This is a genomic window from Micrococcus sp. iso_26 (assembly GCF_056172975.1).
On the sequence record NZ_CM149652.1, the window covers coordinates 2147463 to 2173426 of the forward strand.

Genomic DNA, 25964 nt, shown 5'->3' on the forward strand with positions numbered 1-25964 from the left:
GACGGCCGGGGGCGGCGGGGGCGGACTCAGCCCAGGGCGCCCTCGATCGCCGCCTCCCAGCGCCGCCGGTACTCGCCCGGCGCCACGAGCAGCAGGCCCGCGAGCCGGTCGGCGGCGGCCGGGTCCGCGAGGGCGCCGCCCACCGCGCCGGCCCAGTCGGCGTCCGGGTCCTCCCACGCGCACCACGGCACGCCCGCGGCCCGGTGGATCTCGCGCACGAACACGCGCTGCTCGTCGAACGGCCGCGGCTCGGGGGCGAGCACCACGGGGCGGCCGGAGCGGGCGGCGTCCACCACGGCGTTGTGCCCGGCCGAGACCACCACGACGTCGGCGTCCGCGGCCCGGCGGGCCGGCGCCTGGACCCAGCCGTGCAGCGTCACGGTGGCGGGCATCGCCTCCGCCGCGAGCCCGCCCGGCGCCTCCGGATCGCCCACCCCGGCGATCGGGCCGTACACCTCCCACGTCGCCTCCGGCACGGCGGATGCCGCCCGGGCCAGGTCCGCGGCCCGCACCCCGCCGCCGCCTGTCCCGGCGATCACGGCGACGCGCGGGGCGGCGCCGGCGGACGACGTCGTCGTGGCGCGGGTGCCGAGCCGGCCGGTGACGTCCGCGACCCCGAGGTAGGTGACCCGGTCCGCGTGGGCGGCGCGCCAGGCGGGGACCTCGAGCTCGGCGGCGTAGTGGGCGAAGAGGCCGTCGGCCTCGGCGTAGACGAGGGCGTGCGCGGGGTCGGTGCGCTCGCCGTGCATGCGGCGGTGCAGCACGGGCCAGCCCGCCAGGCGCAGGAACAGGGCCGCCTCCACGGACACGTCCACCACGCACACGTCCGGGTCCACCCGTTGCGCCGCCGCGTGGAGGGCGTCGAAGCGCGCCCGGATCTCGGTCCCCACCGGGGACCAGTGCAGGGGTGAGCGGGCCGGCTGCTGGTGGCCGGGCACGAGGTCCGAGGGCAGCGGGATGACGGGGACGTCCGCGGGCAGCAGTTCGGCCGCCCGGGGATGGGCGGTCACGACCGTCACGTCGAACGCCCCGGTCGACGCCAGGCCGGCGGCGTGCCGCAGGTGCCCCGCCCCGTGCTGGTGGGCGTAGTAGAGGACCCGCCTGCGGGCCGGAGCCATCAGAGGGACTCCAGGTCCGCCGCATCGGCGGACGGGCGCGGGACCCCCTGCGGGTCGAACCCGTACGCGTCCTCGGCGGCGGCGAGGTCACGGGCGTCCTCGGCGGCCTGCTCGAGCAGGTCCACGTAGCCCTCCACCATGGTCTCCGCGCTGAACCGGCAGGCCCACGCGCGCACGCGTCCCCGGTCCTTGCGGCGGGCGTGACGGATCGAGACCGCGAGCTCCTGCGCCGTGTGGTGCACGGCCAGTGCGCCGGCCTGCGGGGCGACGATCTCCCCCATCGCGCCGCTGAGCAGCGCGGCCACCGGCACGCCGAGCGCCATGGCCTCGACCACGGCGAGCCCGAACGGCTCGGCCCACAGGGGGGTGGCCAGGAAGACCTCGCCCGTGGCGAGCATGTGCGGCAGCGCGTGATGGTCGAGGTGGCCGTGGTAGACGGTGTCCGGACCGAGCCGCGGCACGACCTCGCGGGCGTGGTACTCCTCGTCCGAGATCGGCCCGGCGAAGTGCAGCTCCATGCCCGCGATCCGGGCGGCGTCGATCGCCACGTGCAGGCCCTTCTCCGCCGTGATCCGGCCCGACCACACGGCGCGGCCGCGCACGGGGACGGCGTCGGAGACCCAGTGGTGCAGCTCGATCCCGTTGGGCACCACGTCCACGCGCGGCAGCCGGTGCTGCCAGGCCAGCGCGTTCGACGCGGACACCGAGGCCCACCGGTGGTGGTCGGGAGCCGTCCAGCCCGGGGCGTCGACGACGGCCAGCACCTCCGCCAGCGTGGCCGGCGTGTGCAGGACGGTGACCACGGGGCGGGCGCGCAGCAGCTCGAGCGGCGCCGGGGAGAGGGAGTTGTTCAGGACGGCGTCGGAGTCGTCGTCGAGGATCAGCGCGCAGGCCCGGCGGGCGGCCGCCTCGCGCACGCGGGCGCCCGCGCGGCCCGGGCCGGCGCCCTCCGCGGGCAGCACGGCGACGACGTCGCCCGGCAGCCGGGTGCCCTCCCGCGCGTAGACGGTGACGTCGTGGCCCCGGCGCACGAGGTGCTCCACGGTCATGGCCGTGTGCATCTCCAGCCCGCCCTCGTAGGGCGAACGGATGGGGTGGAGCATGTGGGTGAGCACGCTGATGCGCATCGGCGTCCCCTTCCCGGCCCGGGCCGGGCCGAACGGCCCCGTGCGGGGCGGCAGAAGCGCGACTGACCTGCGGTGACACGACCGCATCACGTCCGCGCTGACGTACCCCGGCACTGTAGACACCCGGGGGGTCCCCCCGGAAGCGCCGCCCCCCTCCCGGGGGTGAGGGCAGGGCAGGCGCACACGCCCCCGTCACGAGAAAGTCCCGGCCCGCGATCTCAGGGATCGCGGACCGGGACGGCCCGTGGAGCTAAGGGGAATTGAACCCCTGACCTTTTCATTGCGAACGAAACGCTCTACCAACTGAGCTATAGCCCCAGGTCATGCCCTCCCGCGGGAGCGCACCCGAACATCATACGCCCGCCGCCCCCGATCCTCCAATCCGGCGACTCCACGCGGCGAGCACGCCGAGCACCACACCCGCCAGGTCCGCGACGACGTCCAGCGGGTCCCCCGTCCGCAGCGGCACCCACGCGTGCTGCACGAGCTCGCTCACCGGCGCGTGCACCGCGAACGGCAGCGCCCATCATGCGCTCCGCCCCCGCCACACCGCGAGGAACGCGGGCAGCGCGAACACGGCCACGTGGATCGCCTTGTCCAGCCCCGGCACGGCGAACCCGGCCTCCGGCACCTGCTCGCCCGGCAGGTACAGCACCACCAGCTGCACCACGACGGCGACGGCCAGCGCCGCCGTCAGGGCGCGGCGCCGTCGTCGGGAAGCGGGGGCGGAGGGGGCGGCCGGGGAGCCGGAGGGAACGGTCATCCGCCCATTCTGTCCGGCTCCCGTGCCGGGCACTCATGCTCCCCGCCCTGCTGAAAAGGCTCTATGTTTTTGCCATTTCTGCGCCGACCATGTGATGATCGCGCCATCCGGGTGGGCTCGTTCCGCCAGGATGCCGGTGTTGACAGCGCCGCCCAGGGCCGAGGGACCGCGATGGCTTGAGCAGAGAGCTCGCCGTTCGTGGACTCGGGACCCGGCGGGATGCCCTCCACCTCCCCGGCCCCCCTGGCCGCGACGTGATCGGTACGCCACCCTCCGCCCTGCGGAGCCGTGCCCTGACCGGACCGCGCCGGGGGACCGGGACGTCCACAGTCACTCGTGCGAAAGGAAGTCCGATGCCGCCCTCCCAGGACGCAGCATCCCTGACCCAGCTCGGCGTGATCGGGGTGATCCTGCTCGTCGCGCTGTTCTACGGCGGGACCATGATCATGTCTGTGGCCATCTCCAAGAAGAAGGAGAACGCCGACGCCTACATGACGGCCGGCAACCGGATCGGCTTCGGCGTGTCCGCCGCCTCCATGACGGCCACCTGGATCTGGGCCGCCTCCATGTACGCCTCCGTGACCGCCGGCTACACGTACGGCGTCTCCCGTGCTCGGCTCCGTCATCTCCCTGACCTCCAACTTCATCGCCGGCGGCGCCCTGATCTCCCTGCTGTCCCCGCTGTCCTTCGGCGCGGGCATCCTGATCGTGGCCGCGGGCGTGCTGCTGTACACCCTGTGGTCCGGCTTCCGCGCCTCCGTGCTCACCGACTTCGCCCAGGTGATGGCCATGCTCGGCGCGACCGTCATCATCATCCCCGCCGTGTTCTTCGCCGCGAGCGGCCCGGGCATGTTCCAGGCCGGCGTCGAGGCCGGCCACGTCACGGCCCAGCAGCAGAGCTTCTTCTCCTCCGACGCGTTCATGAACCAGGGCGCGCCGTACATCGCCGCCGTGCTGGCCTACGCGATCGGCAACCAGACCATCGCCCAGCGTCTCTTCGCCGTGCGGGAGGACCTCATCAAGCCCACCTTCGTCACGGCCACCCTCGGCTACGGCGGCACCGTGATCGGCGTCGGCATGCTCGGCGTCATGGCGCTCTACCTGGGCGCCGAGCCGCTCGACGGCGACGTCAACAACCTCCTGCCGCAGATGGTCGCCGACCACCTGCCGCTGGCGCTCGTGGCCCTGGCGTTCCTGATGATCATCGGCTCGCTGTCCTCCACCGCCGACTCGGACCTGTCCGCCCTCTCGTCGATCGTGATGACGGACGTCTACGGCCAGTCGGTCGGCCGCAAGAACGCCGACCCGAAGACCATGCTGCTGATCGGCCGCATCACCATGATCGTGGCGACGGCGGCGGCCCTGTACTTCGCCACCGCCAAGTTCGACATCCTCGACCTGCTGGTCTTCGTGGGCGCCCTGTGGGGCTGCCTCGTGTTCCCCGTGATCGCGTCCTTCTACTGGGGCAGGATCACCAACGCCGCGTTCACGGTGTCCGTGCTCGCCGCGCTGGCCGTGTTCCTGCCCGTGCGCTTCGAGTGGATCCCGATCGAGGGCGCCTGGGCGATCGTGGTCGAGACCCTCGCGATCCTCGGCGTGGGCGTCGTGCTGGGCATCATGTGCTTCGGCTTCTTCGGCCTGCGCCCGGCGGTCGTGGTCGGCGCGATCGCCTCGGTCGTGATGCTGTTCCTCGGCTACGGCTTCCTGCGGGACTACGCCACCCTCACGGGCTCGCTCGTGGCCTACGCCGTGTCCTTCCTCGTGTGCTGGGGGCTGTCCGTCCGCTCCGGCCAGGACTTCGACTTCGACCGGATCGCGCGCGTGACCGGCGACTTCGACCCCGCGACCGAGGACCTGCCGCAGGTCGAGCGCGCCTCGGCCCCCGTGTCCTGATCCCCCCGTCCCCCGACTCACAAGGAGCATCTGCATGACCGTCGGTCTGACCCTGTACGTCCTGATGTGGCCCGTCCTCGTGCTGGCCGTCCTCGTCGCGATCGCCCGCGGCTTCTTCGCCGACTGGGCCGCGGCCCGTCGGGAGGGCCGCTCGATCATCTGAGGCATCCGCCGGGGGCTGACCGTGACCCTGGTGGTCCTCGCCCTCGACGCGGTCTTCGGCCTGACCCCCGCCGAGACCTCGGCCGCCCTCCCGGGCAGCGCCGGGCTCGGCCACATGCTCGTGACCGCCGGTCTCGCGCTGCTGTTCGTGGCCCTGTACGGCGGCGTGCGGGAGCGTCAGGACCGCCTCGAGACGGGCCGCACCGGCGGCGCCGTCATCGAGGGGGCCTGACCCGCTCGATCCCTGCTAGACCGCGCCCGCGTCAGCGAGCGCGGTCGAGCAGGATCACGTCCAGGCGACGCGGCCCGTGCACGCCTTCGACGCGCTCGAGCTCGATGTCGCTCGTGGCCGAGGGCCCGGAGATCATGGTGATCGGCGCCGTCGCCTCCACGCGGGCCAGCGCCTCCGGGAAGAGCTCCACCACGGAGTCCAGCGGCACGATGCACACGTGGTGGTCCGGGACCAGGGTGATCGCCCGGCGGCCCTCGTCCGGGCGGCCGCTGAGGAAGATCGTCCCGGTCTCCGCGCAGGAGACCGTCGAGGACGTCACCACCGCGTCCACCTCGTTCAGCGCGTCCACGCTGAGGGGCTCGCGCTCGCCGTCGTGGGCGCCGCGGACCGCGGCCCGCTCCCCCGTGTGGCCCACCGCGGGCTCCGTGATGCGCTCCCGGCCGGCCCCGCGCGAGTCCGCGGGGAGCCAGTCGGGCTCCAGACCGGCCGGCACCACGTACCGGGCGTCCGGGCCGAGCAGCTCGGCGATGGCCGCGGCCACCGTCTCCTCGGTCTCATCCCGCACGGAGGCCCGGTAGTCGATCAGCCGATCGCGCAGCATCTCCACCACCTCGGCCCGGTCCCGGGAGGACGTCCGCCGGTAGGTGCGCTGCACCGGGTCCGCGACCGGGCCGTCCGCCGTCGCCTCGCGGATGCGCCGCAGGATCTCGGCCTTCGCCTCGCTCATCGTCCGTCCTCCTCGACGTGCTCGTCCTCCGGCCGGTCCAGCCCCGCGACGCCGTCCATGGCGACCCGGTGCTCGGTCTCATCCTTGTGGCGGGCCCACCAGTTGCGGAAGGACTCCCGCGGGGGCGCCGGCACGTCACGCTCGTCGGTCCACCCGCCGGCGATGCCCGGCAGCCAGCCGAGCACCCGGTCCGGCCCGGCCGCGACCCGGCCCAGCCCCAGACCCCGCTCGGCCAGCGACATGCGCCGACCCGAGGACATCACCACGGAGGCGCCCTTCATCGCCACGTCCATCTGCGAGGGCGTGACGGACTCCACCGCCGTCTTGGCGCGGGCCAGGGGGCCGGCAGCGGCGTCCTTCTCCGTGCGCAGCGCCTTCCGGGCGGCGTGGGTGGCCTGCACGTCCTCGTCCCGGAGGTGGATGAGGATCGAGGGGATGTCGATGGCCACGGGGCACACGTCGTAGCACGCGCCGCACAGCGTGGAGGCGTAGGGCAGGGTGCCGTTCTCCCCCGCGTCCACACCGGTGAGCTGCGGGGAGAGGATCGCGCCGATCGGGCCCGGGTAGACCGAGCCGTAGGCGTGGCCGCCGGTCTGCTCGTACACGGGGCACACGTTCATGCACGCCGAGCAGCGGATGCAGTGCAGCGCGGAACGGCCCTTCGGGTCGGACAGCACCGCGGAGCGGCCGTTGTCCAGCAGGACCAGGTGGAACTCCTGGGGACCGTCGCCCTCGGTGACGCCCGTCCACATGGAGGTGTACGGGTTCATCCGCTCGCCCGTGGACGAGCGCGGCAGCAGCTGCAGGAACACCTCGAGGTCCTCGAAGGTGGGCACGAGCTTCTCGATGCCCATCACGGTGATCAGCGTCTCCGGCAGGGTCAGGCACATGCGGCCGTTGCCCTCCGACTCGACGACGGCGAGCGTGCCCGTCTCGGCGACGCCGAAGTTCGCCCCGGAGATCGCCACCTTCGCGCTCAGGAACTTCTCGCGCAGGTGCCGGCGTGAGGCCTCGGCCAGGTCGGCCGGCTCGGAGGTGAGGCTCTCGTCCGTCTCCGGCATCTCCCGGAGGAAGATGTCCCGGATCTCCTGGCGGTTGCGGTGGATCGCCGGGACGAGGATGTGGCTGGGCCGGTCGTGGCCGAGCTGGACGATGAGCTCGGCCAGGTCCGTCTCGACGGCGGCCACGCCGGCATGCTCGAGCGCGGCGTCCAGGCCGATCTCCTGGGTGGCCATGGACTTGACCTTGATCACCTCGTCCACGCCCTTGGCGGTGACGAGCTCCGTGATGATGCGGTTGGCCTCGGACGCGTCCCGGGCCCAGTGCACGACGCCGCCGCGTGCGGTGACCTCGGACTCGAGCCGCTCGAGGAGCGCGGGCAGGTCCGCCATGACGGACTGCTTCAGCGCGGAGCCGGCGGCGCGCAGCTCCTGCCAGTCCGGCAGCTCCTCGACGACGCCGGCACGCTTGGCACGGATGGTGTGGGTGGCCCGGCGGATGTTGGCGCGCATCTGGCCGTTCTTCAGCTGCTCGCGGGCGGACTCGGGGAACGGGGTGTTCAGCAGGATCTCGCCCTCGCCGTGGACGGGGCGGACGGTGGGCATTCCCAGGCGCACGCGGGTGGGTGCGGTGCTCATCGGCGGGCCTCCTGTACACGGGCGGACGGTCCGCGGCGGACGCCGGCGGACGCGGGGATGGACAGTTCGACGGGGCCGTCGACCTCGAGCGGGTTCTCCCGGGTGGCCGCGAGGATCTCGGCGAGGTGCACGGTGCGCAGCGGGCGGCCGTCCTGGCCGCGCGCCTCTCGACGGTGCATGGCCCCGTCCAGGTGGAGCAGGCAGGAGGCGTCCCCGCCCGTGCAGAGGGAGGCGCCGGACGCGGTGACCTTCTCGATCTTCTCCTCCGCGATGGCGGCGGAGACGTCCGGGTTCTTGAGGGCGAAGGTGCCGCCGAAGCCGCAGCACTCTTCGGCGTCCGGCAGGGGGCGCAGGTCGATGTCCGCCACGGTGCGCAGCAGGTCCTCCTGGCGCGAGCCCAGGCGCAGCAGGCGCATGCCGTGGCAGGAGGGGTGGTAGGTCACGGTGTGCGGGAACCAGGAGCCGAGCTGGGCCGCGGCGTCCGTCACCCCGAGGACGTCCGTGAGCAGCTGGGACAGCTCGAGGGTGCGGGAGGCGACGACCTCGGCGTCGCGGGCCAGCCCCTCGTCCCCGCAGGAGCGGGCGACGTCCGGCTGCTGGTGGCCGAGCGAGGCCACGCAGGAGCCGGAGGGGGCGACGGCGAGATCGTAGTCGGCCTCCATGAAGGTGCGGACGTGGTTGCGCACCACGGGCAGGGCGTCCTTCACGTACCCGCTGTTGACGTGCATCTGCGAGCAGCAGACCTGGCCGGGCGGGAAGACCACCTCATGGCCGAGCCGCTCGAGGATGCGGACGGTGGCGAGGGCCACCTTGGGGTACATCGCGTCCACGATGCACGTGGCGAACAGGGCGATTCTCATGCCGGTCTCCGTTCCGGACGGGGCGCCTGGGGCGCCGTGCGGTGCGCCAGCACACGGGTGCCGTAGTGGTCAGACCATATCATGTCAGCCTCTTGCAAGGTGACCACCCTCACAGTACGCTCCTTGGTCTGACCACAGTGGTCCGACCATCACCGGCCCGACCGGATCCCGCCCCGTCCCCTCGCCCACCGGGAGACCCCCGTGCACACCTTCACCCCCACCCCCGATGCCGCCGGCAGCGTCGCGCTCTCCGCCGCGCTCGGCGTCCTGCCCCTGCTGACGTTCTTCGCCACACTCCTCGGTCTGCGCCTCAAGGCCTGGCAGTCGGGGCTCGCCGCGCTCGTGGTGGCCCTGCTCGTGGCCGTGCTGGGCTTCCACATGCCGGCCCACCTGGCGGCCCTGGCCGCCGCCCAGGGAGCGACCTTCGGCCTGTTCCCGATCGTCTGGATCGTCGTGATGGCGCTGTGGTTCTACCAGGTCACCGTGCTCTCCGGGCGATTCGACGACATGCGCGCGATCTTCGACTCGCTCGGCGGCGGAGACATCCGCATCCAGGCCGTGCTCATCGCGTTCTGCTTCGGCGGCCTGCTCGAGGCCCTCGCCGGCTTCGGCGCCCCCGTGGCCATCACGGCCACCATGGTGCTCGGCCTGGGCGTGCCCCCGCTGCGGGCGGCCACCGCCGTGCTGCTGGCGAACACCGCGCCCGTGGCCTTCGGCGCCGTGGGCACCCCCATCACCACCGCGGGCACGCTCACCGGCATCCCCGCCACGCACATCGGCGCGATCGTCGGCCACCAGGCCCCGTTCGTGGCCGTGATCGTGCCGTTCCTGCTCGTGTTCATCATCGACGGGCTGCGCGGCGTGCGGCAGACGTGGCCGGCACTGATCGTGATCGGCGCGAGCTTCGCCGTCGCCATCTGGCTGGCCTCGACCTACTTCTCCTACGAGCTCACCGACGTCGTGGCCTCCCTGGTCTCCCTCGCCGCCGCCGTCCTGCTGCTGCGCTTCTGGCGGCCGCGGGGCGCCGAGGAGGCCCGCCAGCGCCTCGACGCCCCCGCCCGCGCGGCGGCGCAGGACCTCACCCCCGGCCGGATCTTCATGGCCGTGCTGCCCTACATCGTGGTCGTGGCCGTGTTCGCCCTGGCCAAGCTGGTCCCCTCGATCACCGCGGCCCTGAACTCCGCCACCGCCAAGATCCCGTGGCCCGGGCTCGACGGGCACCTCGTCGACGCCTCCGGCGCGCCCCTGGCGAGCACCGTTTACAAGTTCGAGTGGCTGGCCTCCCCCGGCACGCTGCTGCTGATCGCCGGCCTGATCATGGCCGTGGTCTACTCCCGGTTCGACCACGACGGCCGGTTCCCGCTCTCGGTGGGGAACGCGCTCGCCGAGATCGGCCGCTGCTTCGCCCGCATGCGCTGGTCCGCCCTGACGATCGTGATCGTGCTCTCCCTGGCCTACGTCATGAACTTCTCGGGCCAGACGGTCGCCATGGGCACGTGGGTGGCCGGCCTGGGCGCGGCCTTCGTCTTCCTGTCCCCGGTGCTCGGCTGGCTCGGCACCGCCGTGACCGGCTCGGACACCTCCGCGAACGCCCTGTTCTCCACCCTGCAGCAGACCGCCGCCACGAACATCGGCGCCGATCCGGCCCTGCTGGTGGCCGCCAACACCTCCGGCGGCGTCGTGGGCAAGATGATCTCCCCGCAGTCCCTGGCGATCGCCGCGACGGCGGTCGGCATGGAGGGCCGGGAGTCCGAGATCCTGCGCCGCGTGGTGGTGTGGTCGCTCGTGCTCCTGCTGGCGGTGTGCACGCTCGTGTACCTGCAGTCCAACGTGCTGGCGTGGATGCTGCCGGCGGCGGGCTGACCGCCTGCACCACCCGAGCGGGGCGGCGTCCGTCGGTAGGATGGACGGTCGCCGCCCCGCCCCCTCGGAAGGTCCGTCCATGACCGCTGCCCCCGCCTACACCATCGTGCTCGACTGGCTCGAGGCCGAGCTGCGCTCCGGCGCCGTGGTCGTGGGGGACAAGCTGCCCGGCGAACGTACCCTGGCCGAGCGCTTCGGCATCTCCCGGGCGTCCGTGCGGGAGGCCACCCGGATGCTCGAGGCCATGGGCCTGATCCGCGCCAGCGCGGGCTCCGGGCCGAACTCGGGCGCCGTCGTCGTCTCCGAGCCGTCCGCGGCGCTGGGCTGGGCGCTGCGCCTGCACATCGCCACCCGGTCCCTGCCGATGGCCGACGTCGTCGCCGCGCGCGTGCTCCTCGAGACCGATGCGGCGCAGGCGGCCGCCGCCACCTCCGGCGGCCCCGAGAGCGTCGCCGTCCTGGCCGAGGTGGAAACCCTGTTGGACCGGATGGACGACCCCGCACTGCCGGAGGAGGACTTCCACCTGCTCGACACCGAGTTCCACGTGCGGCTGGCCACCCTGGGCGGGAACGTCGTGACGGCGATGATGCTGGACTCCCTGCGCCAGGCGACCATCGGCTACGTGACCGAGACCGTGGCCGGGCTGTCCGACTGGCCCGCCGTGCGCGCCGGCCTGCAGGCCGACCATCGGCGGATCCTCGCCGCCTCCGCCGCCGGGGACGGCCGGGCGGCCGCGCAGGAGCTGCGGGAGCACGTCCTCGGCTTCGCCGCCCTCGCCCAGACCGGCAGGGTGCCCGCCGGCGGCTGAGCCGGCGAAGGGTCCGGCGCGCGCGGGGTCCCGCCGGACGGACGGCTCCGGCGGTTCAGGCGGTGACGCCGTGCACCAGGGCGCCCACGCCCACGGCGGTCAGCGAGCCCAGCGCACAGCAGAACTCCACGAGCATGCCCATGCCCATGGCCGTGAGCGCGCCGATCGAGCTGCTGAGCGCGGCCCGGGCGTCCCGGGTGCGGGCCCACTGGGAGGCGAACAGGCCGACGGCGAAGCCGAGGAACAGACCCACCACCGGGATCACGAAGAACCCGACGGCGGCGCCGGCCACCCCCCACAGGATCGGGCCGCGGGTGACGCGTTCACGCCGCAGCCGCCGGCCGGTCAGCACGGCGGACGCGCTCAGCCCCGCCACGGCGAGACCGGCCGCGATGACGCCGAACGTCCAGGACGCGGGGGAACCCAGCAGCGCGGCCCACCCGAGAGCCGTCACGAGGTTGAGCAGCGAGCCGGGCAGGACGGGGTACACGGTGCCCACCAGCCCCACCAGGAGCAGGAGCACGGCCACGAGGGAGATCAGCGCGGGAGTCACCGCACCAGTATGACGGGACGGGCACCGCGGAGACGGCGGCACGGGCGAGCGCGCAGCGGCCCCCGTGCCCTCGCCGGAACGGGCCGGATCGGCTAGATTCGCCGCATGTTGGTCGCCGTGCCCACCGAAGTGAAGAACAACGAGTTCCGTGTCGCCCTGACGCAGGGCGGGGTCCAGGAGCTGGTGCGCGCGGGCCACCAGGTCCTCGTGCAGTCGGGGGCCGGCGTCGGCTCCGGCGCCTCGGACCAGGACTACCTCGACGCCGGCGCGCAGCTCGTCCAGGACCCGGACGAGCTCTGGCAGCGCGCCGAGCTGGTTCTCAAGGTCAAGGAGCCGCAGCCGGAGGAGTACGGCCGCCTGCGCCGCGGCCAGGTCCTCTTCACCTACCTGCACCTGGCCGCCTCCCCCGCGTGCACGCGGGCGATCCTGGACGCCGGCACGACGGCGATCGCCTACGAGACGGTCACCCGCGGTCGCTCCCTGCCGCTGCTGGCCCCCATGAGCCAGGTGGCCGGCCGCCTGGCCCCCGCCGCGGGCGCCTACCACCTCCTCCAGCCGCAGGGCGGCTCGGGTGTGCTGATGGGCGGCGTGCCCGGCACCCGCCGCGCCCGGGTGGCCGTGATCGGCGGAGGTGTGGCCGGCGAGGCGGCGGCCGTGATCGCCGCGGGCATGGGCGCGGACGTGACCGTCCTAGACATCTCCCTCGAGCGGCTCGCGCAGCTGGACGCCGTCCACCAGGGCCGGATCCGCACGCTGGCCTCGTCCCACCTGAACATCGGTGAGACCGTGGCGGACGCGGACCTCGTGATCGGCTCCGTGCTGATCCCCGGCGCCGCGGCCCCGAAGCTGGTGACCGCCGAGATGGTGGAGTCCATGCGGCCCGGCTCGGTGCTGGTGGACATCGCGATCGACCAGGGCGGCTGCTTCGAGAACTCGCGGGCCACCACCCACCAGGACCCGACGTACCTCGTGGGGGACAAGATCTACTACTGCGTCTCCAACATGCCCGGCGCCGTGCCCCAGACCTCCACCTCGGCCCTGACCAACGCGACGCTGCCCTACATCAAGCGCATCGCCGACCTCGGATGGCGTGCGGCGCTGGCCGCGGACGAGGGCTTCGCCGGGGGTCTCAACGCCCACGACGGCGCGCTCACCCTGCCCTCCGTCGCCACGGCCGTGGCCGACGAGCTCGGCCTGGACCCCCAGAAGGACGTCCGCGTCACCTCCGAGGTGCTCGCGGAGGCCTGAGCCCCGCGCCCGTCGCGCGCGGGGCCGGCCGCTCAGAGCCCCGCGAGGAACGCCCGGTGGAAGGACCAGTCGCCGGTCACCTCGGGGTGGAAGGCCGTGGCGAGCAGGTGGCCCTGCCGCACGGCCACGGGCAGCCGCGCGTCGCCGTCGAGCTCCGGGTCCGCCGCGGGCACGGACAGGCGCGACGCCGGCACACTCGCCAGGACCTCGACGCCCTCCCCCGCCTGGACGACGGCGGGGGCGCGGATGAACACGGCGTGCACCGGCTCCGCCGTGACCGCGGGGACGTCCAGGTCCTCCTCGAACGAGTCGACCTGCGCACCGAAGGCGTTGCGCCGCACGGCCACGTCCAGCACGCCGAGCCCACCCTGATCCGGCGCCGGGTTTCGGATCTCGCGGGCCAGCATGATCAGCCCCGCGCATGTGCCGTAGGCGGGCAGGCCGTCGCGGAGGGCGGCGATGAGCGGGTCCCTCAGCCCCATGATCCGGGCGAGGCGGTCCATCACGGAGGACTCGCCGCCGGGCAGCACGATGCCGTCCAGACCCTCGAGGTCCGCGGGGCGGCGCACCGGGCGCGTGCGCGCGCCCAGTGACCCGAGCACGTGGGCGTGCTCCCGCACGTCGCCCTGGAGGGCGAACACGCCGACGGTCTTCTGTGGACTCACCAGCCGCGCTCGGCCAGGCGGTGCGGGGCGGGCAGGTCGCCCACGTTGATGCCCACCATGGCCTCGCCCAGGCCGCGGGAGGCCTCGGCGACCGCCATCGGGTCGTCGAACTGGGCGGTGGCCTTGACGATGGCGCGGGCGCGCTCGGCCGGGTTGCCGGACTTGAAGATGCCGGAGCCCACGAACACGCCGTCGGCGCCCATCTGCATCATCAGGGCCGCGTCGGCCGGGGTGGCCACACCGCCGGCGGTGAACATCACGACGGGCAGGGCGCCGGTCTCGGCGACCTCGCGCACCAGCTCGTACGGCGCCTGCAACTCCTTCGCGGCCACGTACAGCTCATCCTGGGCCAGGCCCTGGAGCTGGGCGATCTCCTTGCGGATGGTGCGGATGTGCTTCACGGCCTCGGAGACGTCGCCGGTGCCGGCCTCGCCCTTGGACCGGATCATGGCCGCGCCCTCGGTGATGCGGCGCAGGGCCTCGCCGAGGTTGGTGGCGCCGCACACGAAGGGCACGTCGAAGTCCCACTTGTCGATGTGGTTCACGTAATCCGCCGGGGAGAGCACCTCGGACTCGTCGATGAAGTCCACCTTGAGCGCCTGCAGCACCTGGGCCTCCACGAAGTGGCCGATGCGCGCCTTGGCCATCACGGGGATGGACACCGCCTCGACGATGCCGTCGATCAGGTCGGGGTCGGACATGCGGGCCACGCCGCCCTGGGCGCGGATGTCGGCCGGGACCCGCTCGAGCGCCATGACGGCCACGGCGCCGGCGTCCTCGGCGATGCGCGCCTGCTCCGCGTTGACGACGTCCATGATCACGCCGCCCTTCATCATGTCCGCCAGGCCGCGCTTGACGCGGGTCGTGCCGGTGCCGCGGGCGCCGTCGTCGGCGGCGGAGGCGGTGGAGGCGGAGAAGCTGCGGGCGCGCTCGTCGCTCATGGTGGTCCTTCCGAAGGGGTGGCGGCCCCGGCCGCGGGGCGGCTGGCCAGGGCGAAGACGCGGTCAACTCTAGTCCCCCGGCGGCGAAGCCCGGCCCGCGTCACGGACGACGACGTCACCCGGCCCCGTGCCGGCGCAGCGTGCGGCGTCGGCGCCAGACGACGAACGCGACCACGGCCGCGAGGATCAGCACGAGGGCGAGGACGTCCCGGCCCTCTCCGAGCGCCGCGCCGATGACGGCCCACACCACGGCCATCCCGACGGTCCCGTACACCACGCCCCACAGGAACGTGCCGAGCGCGGCCGCCGGCAGGAACCGGCGCCAGGGCATGCGGGCGACGCCGGCGGAGCCGATCACCGCCGTCTGGATGCCCACCGTGAGGTAGCAGAACGGGATGGCCCACACCCCGTGGCGCTGGATGAAGCGCTGGGCTCGGACATAGACGGGACCCTCCATCACGCGGGCAAACCATCGGGTCCGCTCGACGCCGGAGGCCAGCCCCCGCCCGAGCGAGAACACGATCAGGGTGCGCAGGATCGCCAGCATCCAGAAGAACCCGATGGACCACAGCAGCGGCAGCCCGTCGATCCACGCCATCATGGGCGGAGCCACCCGTCGGTGCGGGGACTCAAGCGCGCGCCCCGGCCGTGCTCACGCGTTCCAGAGCCCGTACGAGTCCGCGAGGTCCGCGATCTTCTGGGCGCGCAGCACGCGGGGCAGGTACGAGCCGTCGCCGACGGCGGCGCCCTGAGCATGCTTCTCGAGCAGGTCGCGGGCCCACGCGAGCTCGTCCTCGGACGGGGACATCGCCCGGTTGACCCAGTCCACCTGATCCCGGTTCAGGACGAGGCGGCCGGTCATGCCCATCGAGGCGGTGACGGCGCTGGAGTCGACGACCGCGTCCTCACCGTCCGCGTTGCCGGGCGGTCCGTCGATCGCCCCGGGCAGACCGCCCACGCGGGAGGCGATCACCATGCGGGAGCGGGCGTAGGCCATGGCCAGCGGGTCCTCGCCGACGCCGACGTCCTTGCGGAAGTCGTTCACGCCGAAGGCGAGACGGAACGTGCCCGGCGCCTTGGCCACGGCCGTGGCGTTCTCGATGCCCAGGGCGGACTCCAGCAGGGCGATCACCGGGGTGCCGGCGCGCAGACGCATCGCGGTGAACGTGACCTGCTCCGGCTCCTCGGTCTCGGCCAGCACGACGCCGCGCACGCCGTCGAGACCCGCGAGCGCCTCGAGGTCCCGCTGCCAGTGGTCCGTGGAGGTCGCGGAGATGCGCACCCACGCCGTCATGCCGCCGGAGAGGGCGTCCACGACGTGCTGGCGGGCCGCGTCCTTCTGCTCCTCCGGCACGGCGGCCTCGAGGTCGAAGATGACGGAGTCGGCCTCGGAGGCCAGGGCGGGGGCGAACGCGTCGGGGGTGGCCGCGTTGACCAGCAGCCAGGAGCGGCTGAGCTTGGCGGGCAGGGCGGCGGCGCGACGGTTCCTCACGGGCATGGCCTCCAGCCTAGCCCGCCGCGGCCGTCCGCCCGCGGGCCCCTTCCCACCCGCGGGAGGCCTCACATCCGCTCGCGGCGGGCGAGACGGACGGCCGTAGCATGGAGAGGCCGTCGGTCCGTCCGACGCCGCCGACCCCCGACCGCCAGGAGTACCCGATGCGCCCGCCCTCCCCTTCCCGCGCCCTGCGGATCACGGGTGCCGTGGCCGCCGCGTGCCTGCTGGCCGGCTGCGCGGTCGACCCCGGACTGGCCGAGGACTCGGCGTCCGACGACGGCGTGCCCCTGCCCGCGACGGAGGGGTATCAGCCGCTGACGGTCTACCTCGCCGTCGCGGAACCGGAGGCGGTCCCGGGGACGAGCGGCCGGCCCTTCGGCTGCGGCGACCTGCTGGTGCCCGTGCAGACCGTGCCGACGGACACCGAGGACGAGGCGGACGCCGCCCTGGACTTCCTGTTCGCGGACGAGCGCGGCTGGCACGGCGACCCGTCGCTGTGGAACGCCGTGTTCGACGCGCGCGAGACCCTCACCCCGACCGGGCACCGCCGCGAGGGCGACGTGGAGGTCTTCACCTTCACCGGCACCGTGACGCCGGAGGACGAGTGCACGGCCGAGCGGATCCGCGCCCAGCTGCAGGCGACCGCCGCCGCCTTCACGTCCGCGGGCCAGGTCCGACTCGAGGTGGACGGCCGGGACCTCGACGACGTGTTGGGGCTCGAACCGCTCCGCCTCGGCGAGTCCGTGGACGTCCCGCAGGGGGACCCCACGCCGAGTGGGGAGCCGAGCGACGGATCCGGTGAGCAGACGTGGGCGCCGGAGGGCGAGTCGTCCTGGGGTCCCGCCGAGCCGACCCAGGGCACGTGGTCCCCCGCCCAGGAGCCGAGCACCCCCTGATCGCGCGACCCGCCGTCGTCGCCCGTCATCGGGCCTGCATCGTCGGCCGCGTCGTGCTATAGGGTGCCGAGCGTGCGGAACCTCCGAGAACACCTGTCCCAGCGCGCCGTCGGCGTGAAGCAGTCCGCGGTCCGCGACGTCTTCGACATCGCGATGGACCCGAACCTCATCTCGCTCGCGGGCGGGAACCCGTGGCTCGCCGACCTGCCCCTCGACGAGCTGGGCCGGATCGCCTCCGACCTGATGACCCGGTTCGGCACGGAGTCCCTGCAGTACGGCCCGGGCCAGGGCACCGAGGAGATGCGTGCCGCCGCGACCGCCGTGATGGCCGCCGACGGCATCCCGGACGCGGATCCCGACCTCGTGGTCATCACCCCCGGCTCGCAGGCCGCGATCGACACCGCCTGCCGGGCGTTCGCGAACCCGGGCGACGTCGTCGTGGTGGAGGACCCCACGTTCGTGGGCGCGTTGACCACCTTCACCACCTGGCAGCTCGAGGCCGTGGCCACGGGCACCGACGACCACGGCCTGGTGCCCGCGGCCCTCGACGAGACCCTGACCCGCCTGGCCGCCGAGGGCCGCCGCGTGGCCTTCCTCTACACGATCCCCTCGTTCGCGAACCCCTCGGGCGCCCTGCTGCCCCCGGGCCGCCGCGCCGAGGTGGGCGCGATCTGCGAGAAGCACGGCGTGCTCATCGTGGAGGACAACCCGTACGGGCAGATCGCGTTCGACGGCGAGCCCGTCGCCCCGATCGCCGCAGACCACCGGGACAACGTGGTCCACCTCGGCACGATGTCCAAGATCTTCTCCCCGGGCGTGCGCATCGGCTGGGCGCTCGTGCCGGTTGCGCTCAAGCGCGAGTTCTACCTGTGCGCGGAGTCCGCCTACATCCACGCGTCCACGTACTCGCAGATGCTCTCCACCGCCTTCGTCACGCAGCTGGACTGGCAGGGCCACGTCCGCCACGTGACCGGGCTGTACCGCGAGCGGGCCGCGGCGCTCGTGGACGCGGTGCGTGAGCACTGGGACCCGGCGGTCGAGTTCATCACCCCGCAGGGCGGCTTCTTCCTGTGGGCCACCCTGCCGGCCGGGGTGGACACCCTCGAGGTGATGCACCGCGGCATCGAGGCGGGCGCGGTGTTCGTGCCGGGGGCGGCCTTCACCCCCGTCGAGGGCACGCACTCCACCCTGCGCCTGGCGTACTCGTTCGTGGCGGCCGAGAAGCTCGTGGAGGGCGTGCGGCGCCTGGCCCCGGCGGTGAACGAGTCGATCGCCCGGGCCCGCTGAGCCGCGGCGGGCGCCCACGACGACGTCGGCCCGGCGCGTCTGCCGGGCGTGCGACCTCTTCCCCGGGCCCGCGAGATCGTATACGATCTCGACCATGACGCAGAGCACACCGGATCCCACGCCCACCGTCACCGAGCACGACTTCACCGTCCGGGAGAACCGGCCGGGCAAGGTGCTCGCCGTCCACCTGAACTACCCCTCCCGCATCGCCCAGCGCGGCCGGTCCCCGCAGGCCCCCGGCTACTTCCTCAAGGCCGGCACCTCCCTCGCCCGCACCGGCGACACCATCGAGCGCCCCGCCGGCACCGAGCTGCTCGCCTACGAGGGCGAGATCGCGCTGATCATCGGCCGCACCGCCCGGCGCGTCAGCCCGAAGGAGGGCTGGTCGCACGTCTCCGGCATCACCGCCGCCAACGACTGGGGCCTCTACGACCTCCGCCACGCGGACAAGGGCTCCAACGTCAAGAACAAGTCCGGCGACGGCTACACCCCGCTCGGCCCCGCGGTGATCTCCGCCGCGGGCCTGGACCCGGCCGCCCTGCGCGTGCGCACCTGGGTCAACGGCGAGATCGTCCAGGACGACACCACCGAGGGCCTCGTCTTCCCGTTCGGCCGGCTCGTGGCCGACCTCTCGCAGCTCATGACGCTCGAGGAGGGCGACGTCATCCTCACCGGCACCCCCGCCGGGTCCTCCGTGGCCCAGCCGGGCGACGTCGTCGAGGTGGAGGTGGACGCCCCCAGCGCCCCCGGCGCACCGACCACCGGCCGCTTGGTGACGACGGTCGTCGACTCGGAGCACTCCCTGGCCCCGTTCGGCGCGCAGCCGCAGGTGGACGACGTGCAGCGCGAGGAGGCCTGGGGCTCCCGCGAGGCCGCCGGTCTGGCCCCGCAGGCCGCGGCGCCGTCGTCGTCCGCGGTGGACGAGAACGGCCACTGGGTCGCGAGCGCCCCGCAGCCGGACCGCTCCCTGCTGACCCCCGAGCTGCGCGCCAAGATCGACGCCATCGCGGTGGCCACCCTCACCGCCCAGCTGCAGAAGCGCGGCGTCCAGAACGCGACCATCGACGGCCCGCGCCCGATCCACCGGGGTCGGCGCGTCCTCGGCTACGCCAAGACCCTGCGCTACATCCCCAAGCGCGAGGACCTGGCCAAGGAGTTCGGCGGCGGCTTCAACGCCCAGAAGCGGGCGATCGACTCGGTGCAGCCGGACGACGTGGTGGTCATGGAGGCCCGTGGCGAGCACGGCACCGGCACCCTCGGGGACGTCCTGGCCCTGCGCGCCCAGGTGAACGGCGCGAACGCCGTGATCACGGACGGCGGCATCCGCGACTCCGCCGCCGTCGCCGAGGTCGGCCTCCAGGTGTACGCCGGCGCCACGCACCCGGCGGTGCTGGGCCGCCGTCACATCCCGTGGGAGGTCGGCGGCACCATCGCCTGCGGCGGCACCACCGTGCAGCCCGGCGACATCATCGTCGGCGACGACGACGGTGTGGTGGTCATCCCGCCGTCCCTGCTCCAGGAGGTTGTGGACGACGCCTACGAGCAGGAGCTCCAGGACGCCTGGGCGTACGAGCAGGTCAAGGCCGGCTACCCGGTGGACGGGATGTTCCCCCCGAACGCCGAGTGGAAGGCCAAGTTCGCCGAGTACCGCAAGACCCTGCCGGACGCCCCGGCCCCGGAGGGCGACGCCTGAGCATGCGCCGCACGGACATCGGAACGGTCGGCCTCGCAGGCGCCCCCGTCTCCAAGGCGGACCGCGCCTACCAGGCGATCCTCGAGGGGATCCGGGACCAGCGCCACGAGCCGGGCGACCGGCTGGTGCTGTCCCAGATCGCCGCGGAGCTGGGCATGTCCGTGGTGCCCGTGCGGGAGGCGATCCGCCGCCTGCAGTCCGAGAAGCTGGTGGCCTACGAGCGCAACGTGGGCGCGACCGTGGTCGGCATCGATCCGGTCGAGTACCGCCACACCATGGAGACGCTGGCGCTGGTGGAGGGGTTCTCCACCGCCCAGTGCGCCCCGCACGTGACCGCCGAGGACCTCGCGGCGGCCCGCGAGGTGAACGCGACCATGCGCGCGATGACGGAGTCGGAGACGGCCTGGGACCCGGTGGCGTTCACCGAGCTCAACCGCCGCTTCCACTCGATCCTGTTCGAGCATCACCAGAACGAGCACGTGCACGACCTGGTGCACCGCGGCTGGAACCGCCTGGCCGCGCTGCGCTCCTCCACGTTCGCGTACGTGCCCGGCCGGGCGGTGGCCTCCGTGGACGAGCACGAACACCTGCTGCGCCTGATCGAGGACGGGGCGCGCTTCGAGGAGATCGAGGCCGCCGCCCGCGCCCACCGCCTGAACACCCTGCACGCCTACCTGGAGCACAGCGCCGAGCCGTCCGCGTGACCGCCGGCCGGACCGGCGCCGTCGGCTCCAGACCCCGACCATCCGCCCCCGAAGCACTCAGCGAAAGAGACACCATGACGGAGAAGACCAGCATCGAGGCCCGCAAGCCCGAGGGCCTGCCCGACGTCCTGCGCCACTACATCGACGGCGAGTTCGTCGACTCGATCGACGGCGACACCTTCGAGGTGCTCGACCCGGTGACCAACGAGCCGTACCTGACGGCCGCCTCCGGCAAGGCCGCGGACATCGACCGCGCCGTCGCCGCCGCGAAGCGGGCCTTCGAGTCCGGCGAATGGTCCCAGGCCCTGCCGCGCCAGCGCTCCCGCGTGCTGCACGCGATCGCCGACATCATGGAGACCCGCGGCAACCAGCTGGCCGAGATGGAGTGCTTCGACACCGGCCTGCCGATCAAGCAGGCGAGGGGCCAGGCCGCCCGCGCCGCCGAGAACTTCCGCTTCTTCGCGGACCTGATCGTGGCCCAGCACGACGACACCTTCAAGGTGCCGGGCCGCCAGATCAACTACGTGAACCGCAAGCCGATCGGCGTCGCCGGCCTGATCACCCCGTGGAACACCCCGTTCATGCTGGAGTCCTGGAAGCTGGCCCCGGCCATCGCCACCGGCAACTCGGTGGTGCTCAAGCCCGCCGAGTTCACCCCGCTCTCGGCCTCCCTGTGGGGCGGGATCTTCGAGGAGGCCGGCCTGCCGAAGGGCGTGTTCAACATGGTGCACGGCTTCGGCGAGGAGGGCTACGCGGGCGACCCGCTCGTGAAGCACCCGGACGTGCCGCTGATCTCCTTCACCGGCGAGTCCCGCACCGGCCAGATCATCTTCGCCAACGCCGCCCCGCACCTGAAGGGCCTGTCCATGGAGCTCGGCGGCAAGTCCCCGGCCGTGGTGTTCGAGGACGCGGACCTGGACGCGGCGATCGACGCGACCATCTTCGGCGTGTTCTCCCTGAACGGCGAGCGCTGCACCGCCGGCTCCCGCATCCTGGTCCAGCGTTCCGTCTACGACGAGTTCGTGGAGCGCTACGCCGCCCAGGCCTCCCGTGTGAAGGTCGGCCTGCCGGACGACGAGACCACCGAGGTCGGTGCGATCGTGCACCCGGAGCACTTCGAGAAGGTCATGTCCTACGTGGAGATCGGCAAGACCGAGGCCCGCCTGGTGGCCGGCGGCGGTCGCCCGGAGGGCTTCCCCGAGGGCAACTTCGTGCAGCCCACCGTGTTCGCGGACGTGGCCCCGGACGCCCGGATCTTCCAGGAGGAGATCTTCGGCCCGGTGGTGGCCATCACCCCGTTCGACACGGAGGAGGAGGCCCTGCAGCTGGCCAACAACACCAAGTACGGCCTGGCCGCCTACATCTGGACCAACGACCTCAAGCGCGCCCACAACGTCGCGCAGAACGTGGAGGCCGGCATGGTGTGGCTGAACTCCAACAACGTGCGGGACCTGCGCACCCCGTTCGGCGGGGTGAAGGCCTCCGGCCTGGGCCACGAGGGCGGCTACCGCTCGATCGACTTCTACACCGATCAGCAGGCCGTGCACATCAACCTCGGCGAGGTCCACAACCCGGTGTTCGGCAAGCAGGAGCAGGCCGCGGCGAAGATCGACGGCTGAGCCCGCGCCGACCGGTGACCACGACGGCGCCCGCACCGTCCCCGCGACGGTGCGGGCGCCGTCGTCGTGGTGGGGCCGGGCCGGGCTCCTCCCCCGGCCCACCCGACGCGGGTTGAGTTGTCGCGGGTGCGGGCGCCCCGGACCCGCGACAACTCAACCCGCGTTCCTCGAGAGCCTTTCCGTCGGTCGCCCGGATCGTATACGATCGAGCCACTGACCGTGTCCCAGGCCACAGCGCACCGCCCCCTCACCAAGGAGCACCGATGACCAACCTCGAGAGCCGCCAGAAGACCTCCTCCGGCTTCTTCGTCACGAAGGAAGCCCCCATCGACCCGGAGAACCCCCTCCCCACCCCGACGTCCGAGGCACCGGACATCCTGCGCTGCGCCTCGATGGAGCTCGTGGTCACGGACCTCGCCGTCTCCCGCGAGTTCTACGTGGACGTGCTCGGCCTGGTGGTCACCGAGGAGGACGAGGAGACCGTCTACCTGCGCTCCATGGAGGAGTTCATCCACCACAACCTGGTGCTGCGCCAGGGCGAGACCGCCGCCGTGGCCGCGTTCTCCTACCGCGTGCGCACCCCCGAGGACCTGGACAAGGCGGTCGCCTTCTACGAGGAGCTGGGCTGCCGCGTGGAGCGCCGGAAGGACGGCTTCGTCAAGGGCGTCGGCGACTCCGTGCGCGTCGAGGACCCGCTGGGCTTCCCCTACGAGTTCTTCCACGACGTCGAGCACGTGGAGCGCCTGGCCTGGCGCTACGACCTCTACACCCCGGGCGCCCTGGTCCGCCTGGACCACTTCAACCAGGTGACCCCGGATGTGCCGCGCGCCGCCCGCTACATGCAGGACCTGGGCTTCCGCGTCACCGAGGACATCCAGGACGAGAACGGCAACGTCTACGCCGCGTGGATGCGCCGCAAGCCCACCGTGCACGACACCGCCATGACCGGCGGCGACGGCCCCCGGATGCACCACGTGTGCTTCGCCACGCACGAGAAGCACAACATCCTGGCGATCTGCGACAAGCTCGGCGCCCTGCGCATGTCCGACCACATCGAGCGCGGCCCGGGTCGCCACGGCGTCTCCAACGCGTTCTACCTCTACCTGCGCGACCCGGACGGCCACCGCGTGGAGGTCTACACCCAGGACTACTACACCGGTGACCCGGACAACCCCGTGGTCACCTGGGACGTGCACGACAACCAGCGCCGCGACTGGTGGGGCACCCCGATCGTGCCGTCCTGGTACACCGATGCCTCCCGCGTGCTGGACCTCGACGGCAACCTGCAGCCGCTGGTCTCCCGCACCGACGACTCGGAGATGGCCGTGACCATCGGCGCCGACGGCTTCTCCTACACCCGCGAGGGGCAGGGCGAGGAGTCCATGCCGGAGTGGAAGCAGGGCGAGTACAAGCTCGGCAACCAGCTCTGACCGGCACGGCCGGCACCGCTTCGGGACACCACGACGACGGCGGGCACCCAACGCAGGTGCCCGCCGTCGGCGTCCGCCCTCCCTACCATCCTCCGCGTCTCCCCGCCCCACGCCGTTCGAGGCGGAAAATCCACCTCATTCGAGCCGGGAGGGCCAGTTTGAGCTCGATTTCCCGCCTCGAAGCGTGGGGAGCAGGGGTGTCCCGCCTCGCAGACGGGCGTCGAGGGGCGGGCCTGCCTCACGGTGCACCGCCGCCAGCCCGGGCTGGGCATCGGGACGCGCACCCCGGACTGATCCGGGGCGGTGACAGGATGGCGACGGGGCCGAGCCGCGTAATCGTATACGATCAAGGCCAGGCCCCTGCCCGTCGTCGTGAAGGAGACCGCTGTGCTGGACCACGAGACCCACGTCAAGATCGCCGACGAGCTGCACCGCGCGGGCATCGACCGCGTGCCCGTGCCGCGGCTGACCGCGCGCTACCCGGAGATGGAAATCGAGGACTCGTACGCCGTCCAGCGCATCTGGGCCGAGCGCCAGGTCGAGGCGGGCCGCCGCAAGGTGGGCCACAAGATCGGCCTGACCTCCAAGGCCATGCAGGACGCGACCGGGATCGACGAGCCGGACTACGGCGTGATCTTCGACGACCAGGTGTTCGAGTCCGGCCACGTGTACGAGTGGAAGAAGTACACCCATCCGCGCATCGAGATGGAGCTGGCGTTCGTGCTCAAGGACGAGCTGCGTGGGCCCGGCCTGAACCTGATGGACGTGCTGCGCGCCACCGAGTACGTGGTGCCCGCGCTCGAGGTGCTGGACTCGCGCATCGAGATGGCCGGCCGCACCATCACGGACACCATCTCGGACAACGCCGCACTGGGCTCCCTGGTGATCGGCGGCCGCCCCGTGGGCGTGCACGACGTGGACCTGCGCTGGGTCTCCGGCATCCTCTCCCGCAACGAGGAGATCATCGAGACCGGCGTGGCCGCGGGCGTGCTGAACCACCCGGCCAACGGCGTGCACTGGCTGGCCAACCGCATCGCCGGGCACGGAGACGCGCTCGAAGCCGGTGAGATCGTGCTCGCCGGCTCCTTCACCCGCCCGATGTGGGTGCACGAGGGCGACACCGTCTACGCCGACTACGGCCCGCTCGGCACCATCACCTGCCGCTTCGCCTGACCCGCCCGCCGTCGTCGCCCCGCCCCGCCCGCCCGCAACGCGGGTTGACCTATCACCAGTACGACCCCGCTCCACCCGCGACAACTCAACCCGCGTCGGGTGGAGGGCGCGGAGAACCCCGAAGGAACGTCCCATGCCCGTCCGCCACAACCCGCAGCCGCTGTTCCGCGACCTCTTCACGCCCGAGGCCGTCGCCGCCCGTGGGGGCCGCCCCGCCGCCGGCATGTTCCTCTCCTCGGGGGACCCGACGACGGCGGAGATCTGCGCCGGCGCGGGCCTCGACTACCTGCTCATCGACGCCGAGCACGCCCCGCTGACCCTGCAGGACGTCCTCGCCCAGCTGCGCACGATCGCCGGCTACCGCGTGCCCACCCTGGTGCGCGTGCCGGCGCTGGACACCGTGGCCATCAAGCAGTTCCTGGACCTGGGCGCCCAGACGCTGCTGGTGCCCATGGTCGACGACGCCGCGATGGCCCGCCGCGCCGTGGCCGCCGCCCGCTACCCGGACGGCTCCGCCGAGGGCGGGGTGCGCGGCGTGGGCTCCGCCCTGGCACGCTCCGGCCGCTGGAACCGGATCCCCGGCTACCTGCCCGGCGCGGCGGACCACGTCTCCGTGATCGTGCAGATCGAGACGGCCGCCGGCGTGCGCAACGCGGACGGGATCGCGGCGGTGGACGGGATCGACGGCGTCTTCATCGGCCCCTCGGACCTCTCCGCGTCCCTGGGCCTGCTCGGCCAGCAGTCACATCCGGAGGTGGTGGCCGCGGTCGAGGAGGTCATCACGAAGGTCAAGGCCGCCGGGAAGTTCGTGGGCGTCAATGCGTTCGTGCCCGCGCAGGCCGACGCCTACGCCGCCGCCGGTGCGGACTACGTCAACGTGGGCGCCGACGTCGCCCTGCTGGCCCGCGCCGCCGAGGCCCTCGCCGACCGCTGGTGCCCGGCTCCGAGCGACGCCGCGGCCGACGGGGAGGGCGCGCCCCGCGCGTCGTACTGACCTGGTCATCCCCTCACTTCGGGGCGCGAAATCCACCCCATGGACGTCCGATCCTGGCCCATGACGTGGATTTCCC

At 73.0% G+C, this 25964-nt stretch carries 25 protein-coding genes, 1 tRNA gene and 1 pseudogene; 14 read left to right on the forward strand and 13 right to left on the reverse strand.

The window, feature by feature from the left end:
- Nucleotides 1–26: 26 nt before the first annotated feature.
- The 5 genes from AC0VX0_RS09970 to AC0VX0_RS09990 all read right to left on the reverse strand — a co-directional run bounded on the left by AC0VX0_RS09970 (nt 27) and on the right by AC0VX0_RS09990 (nt 3008).
- Complete coding sequence (locus AC0VX0_RS09970; protein WP_376174463.1) at nt 27–1118, reverse strand: glycosyl transferase; 1092 nt, start codon at nt 1116–1118, stop codon at nt 27–29.
- Entirely contained in the window at nt 1118–2245 is a 1128-nt protein-coding gene (locus tag AC0VX0_RS09975; protein ID WP_122054678.1) for a glycosyltransferase, read from the reverse strand. Before AC0VX0_RS09975 ends, AC0VX0_RS09970 begins: the two co-directional genes overlap by 1 nt.
- 245 nt (nt 2246–2490) lie before the next feature.
- Nucleotides 2491–2563 (reverse strand) — tRNA-Ala (locus tag AC0VX0_RS09980).
- Nucleotides 2564–2597: 34 nt separating this feature from the next.
- On the reverse strand, nt 2598–2741 hold the full coding sequence (locus AC0VX0_RS09985) for a VanZ family protein (RefSeq protein WP_377636352.1): 144 nt from the start codon (nt 2739–2741) through the stop codon (nt 2598–2600).
- Between the two features lie 30 nt (nt 2742–2771).
- On the reverse strand, nt 2772–3008 hold the full coding sequence (locus tag AC0VX0_RS09990; protein WP_376174458.1) for a hypothetical protein: 237 nt from the start codon (nt 3006–3008) through the stop codon (nt 2772–2774).
- Between the two features lie 353 nt (nt 3009–3361).
- Here AC0VX0_RS09990 and AC0VX0_RS09995 point away from each other — a divergent pair.
- The 3 genes and pseudogenes from AC0VX0_RS09995 to AC0VX0_RS10005 all read left to right on the forward strand — a co-directional run bounded on the left by AC0VX0_RS09995 (nt 3362) and on the right by AC0VX0_RS10005 (nt 5295).
- Nucleotides 3362–4901: pseudogene (locus AC0VX0_RS09995) on the forward strand (sodium:solute symporter family transporter).
- 34 nt (nt 4902–4935) lie between these two features.
- On the forward strand, nt 4936–5064 hold the full coding sequence (locus AC0VX0_RS10000) for a putative transporter small subunit (RefSeq protein WP_020624128.1): 129 nt from the start codon (nt 4936–4938) through the stop codon (nt 5062–5064).
- A 21-nt stretch (nt 5065–5085) separates the two neighbouring features.
- Nucleotides 5086–5295, forward strand: a complete 210-nt coding sequence (locus AC0VX0_RS10005) for a hypothetical protein (protein WP_376174456.1) — start codon at nt 5086–5088, stop codon at nt 5293–5295.
- 31 nt (nt 5296–5326) lie between these two features.
- On the opposite strand, the gene AC0VX0_RS10010 is transcribed toward AC0VX0_RS10005, so the two are convergent.
- The 3 genes from AC0VX0_RS10010 to AC0VX0_RS10020 are packed head-to-tail and all read right to left on the reverse strand — an operon-like array spanning nt 5327 to nt 8519.
- Nucleotides 5327–6022, reverse strand: coding sequence for a LutC/YkgG family protein (locus AC0VX0_RS10010; RefSeq protein WP_044658796.1), 696 nt, complete (start codon nt 6020–6022; stop codon nt 5327–5329).
- Nucleotides 6019–7659, reverse strand: coding sequence for a LutB/LldF family L-lactate oxidation iron-sulfur protein (locus tag AC0VX0_RS10015; protein WP_376174453.1), 1641 nt, complete (start codon nt 7657–7659; stop codon nt 6019–6021). Before AC0VX0_RS10015 ends, AC0VX0_RS10010 begins: the two co-directional genes overlap by 4 nt.
- Nucleotides 7656–8519, reverse strand: a complete 864-nt coding sequence (locus AC0VX0_RS10020) for a (Fe-S)-binding protein (RefSeq protein WP_376174450.1) — start codon at nt 8517–8519, stop codon at nt 7656–7658. Before AC0VX0_RS10020 ends, AC0VX0_RS10015 begins: the two co-directional genes overlap by 4 nt.
- 201 nt (nt 8520–8720) lie before the next feature.
- On the opposite strand from AC0VX0_RS10020, the gene AC0VX0_RS10025 reads away from it, so the two are divergent.
- Together AC0VX0_RS10025 and AC0VX0_RS10030 are read left to right on the forward strand one after the other, a co-directional pair.
- Nucleotides 8721–10382, forward strand: coding sequence for an L-lactate permease (locus AC0VX0_RS10025; RefSeq protein ID WP_102708689.1), 1662 nt, complete (start codon nt 8721–8723; stop codon nt 10380–10382).
- A gap of 79 nt (nt 10383–10461) precedes the next feature.
- Nucleotides 10462–11190: a FadR/GntR family transcriptional regulator gene (locus AC0VX0_RS10030; protein WP_102708688.1), complete on the forward strand. Its 729-nt coding sequence runs from the start codon at nt 10462–10464 to the stop codon at nt 11188–11190.
- Nucleotides 11191–11245: 55 nt separating this feature from the next.
- On the opposite strand, the gene AC0VX0_RS10035 is transcribed toward AC0VX0_RS10030, so the two are convergent.
- The gene (locus AC0VX0_RS10035; protein ID WP_036339666.1) at nt 11246–11743 is read right to left on the reverse strand and encodes a DUF456 domain-containing protein; all 498 of its coding nucleotides are present in this window, start codon (nt 11741–11743) and stop codon (nt 11246–11248) included.
- Between the two features lie 105 nt (nt 11744–11848).
- Here AC0VX0_RS10035 and ald point away from each other — a divergent pair, with 105 nt between their 5' ends.
- Complete coding sequence (ald, locus tag AC0VX0_RS10040) at nt 11849–12991, forward strand: alanine dehydrogenase (protein WP_144820022.1); 1143 nt, start codon at nt 11849–11851, stop codon at nt 12989–12991.
- Nucleotides 12992–13023: 32 nt separating this feature from the next.
- Here ald and pdxT read toward each other — a convergent pair whose 3' ends face one another.
- The 4 genes from pdxT to AC0VX0_RS10060 form a co-directional block, all read right to left on the reverse strand.
- Nucleotides 13024–13656, reverse strand: a complete 633-nt coding sequence (gene pdxT / locus AC0VX0_RS10045) for a pyridoxal 5'-phosphate synthase glutaminase subunit PdxT (protein ID WP_376174438.1) — start codon at nt 13654–13656, stop codon at nt 13024–13026.
- Nucleotides 13653–14597: a pyridoxal 5'-phosphate synthase lyase subunit PdxS gene (gene pdxS, locus AC0VX0_RS10050; protein WP_036313496.1), complete on the reverse strand. Its 945-nt coding sequence runs from the start codon at nt 14595–14597 to the stop codon at nt 13653–13655. Before pdxS ends, pdxT begins: the two co-directional genes overlap by 4 nt.
- Before the next feature lie 115 nt (nt 14598–14712).
- Complete coding sequence (locus tag AC0VX0_RS10055) at nt 14713–15198, reverse strand: DedA family protein (protein ID WP_377651810.1); 486 nt, start codon at nt 15196–15198, stop codon at nt 14713–14715.
- Between the two features lie 51 nt (nt 15199–15249).
- Nucleotides 15250–16095: an HpcH/HpaI aldolase/citrate lyase family protein gene (locus AC0VX0_RS10060; RefSeq protein WP_113914326.1), complete on the reverse strand. Its 846-nt coding sequence runs from the start codon at nt 16093–16095 to the stop codon at nt 15250–15252.
- A 158-nt stretch (nt 16096–16253) separates the two neighbouring features.
- Here AC0VX0_RS10060 and AC0VX0_RS10065 point away from each other — a divergent pair, with 158 nt between their 5' ends.
- From AC0VX0_RS10065 to AC0VX0_RS10100, 8 genes are all read left to right on the forward strand, one after another.
- Nucleotides 16254–16988, forward strand: a complete 735-nt coding sequence (locus AC0VX0_RS10065; RefSeq protein ID WP_377651811.1) for a hypothetical protein — start codon at nt 16254–16256, stop codon at nt 16986–16988.
- A 72-nt stretch (nt 16989–17060) separates the two neighbouring features.
- Nucleotides 17061–18275 carry an aminotransferase-like domain-containing protein gene (locus tag AC0VX0_RS10070; RefSeq protein ID WP_377651813.1) on the forward strand — a complete coding sequence of 405 codons (1215 nt, stop codon included), beginning with the start codon at nt 17061–17063 and terminating at the stop codon, nt 18273–18275.
- 94 nt (nt 18276–18369) lie between these two features.
- Complete coding sequence (locus tag AC0VX0_RS10075) at nt 18370–19968, forward strand: fumarylacetoacetate hydrolase family protein (RefSeq protein ID WP_060974213.1); 1599 nt, start codon at nt 18370–18372, stop codon at nt 19966–19968.
- A 2-nt stretch (nt 19969–19970) separates the two neighbouring features.
- Nucleotides 19971–20672 (forward strand): GntR family transcriptional regulator, encoded by a 702-nt coding sequence (locus AC0VX0_RS10080; protein ID WP_041102616.1) that lies wholly within the window; start codon nt 19971–19973, stop codon nt 20670–20672.
- A 74-nt stretch (nt 20673–20746) separates the two neighbouring features.
- Entirely contained in the window at nt 20747–22291 is a 1545-nt protein-coding gene (gene hpaE / locus AC0VX0_RS10085) for a 5-carboxymethyl-2-hydroxymuconate semialdehyde dehydrogenase (protein WP_044658784.1), read from the forward strand.
- A gap of 263 nt (nt 22292–22554) precedes the next feature.
- Nucleotides 22555–23721: a 3,4-dihydroxyphenylacetate 2,3-dioxygenase gene (gene hpaD, locus AC0VX0_RS10090; protein ID WP_101965927.1), complete on the forward strand. Its 1167-nt coding sequence runs from the start codon at nt 22555–22557 to the stop codon at nt 23719–23721.
- A gap of 387 nt (nt 23722–24108) precedes the next feature.
- Nucleotides 24109–24894 (forward strand): 2-keto-4-pentenoate hydratase, encoded by a 786-nt coding sequence (locus tag AC0VX0_RS10095; RefSeq protein ID WP_102708672.1) that lies wholly within the window; start codon nt 24109–24111, stop codon nt 24892–24894.
- 133 nt (nt 24895–25027) lie between these two features.
- Nucleotides 25028–25888, forward strand: coding sequence for an HpcH/HpaI aldolase family protein (locus AC0VX0_RS10100; protein WP_070709502.1), 861 nt, complete (start codon nt 25028–25030; stop codon nt 25886–25888).
- Nucleotides 25889–25964: the final 76 nt, after the last annotated feature.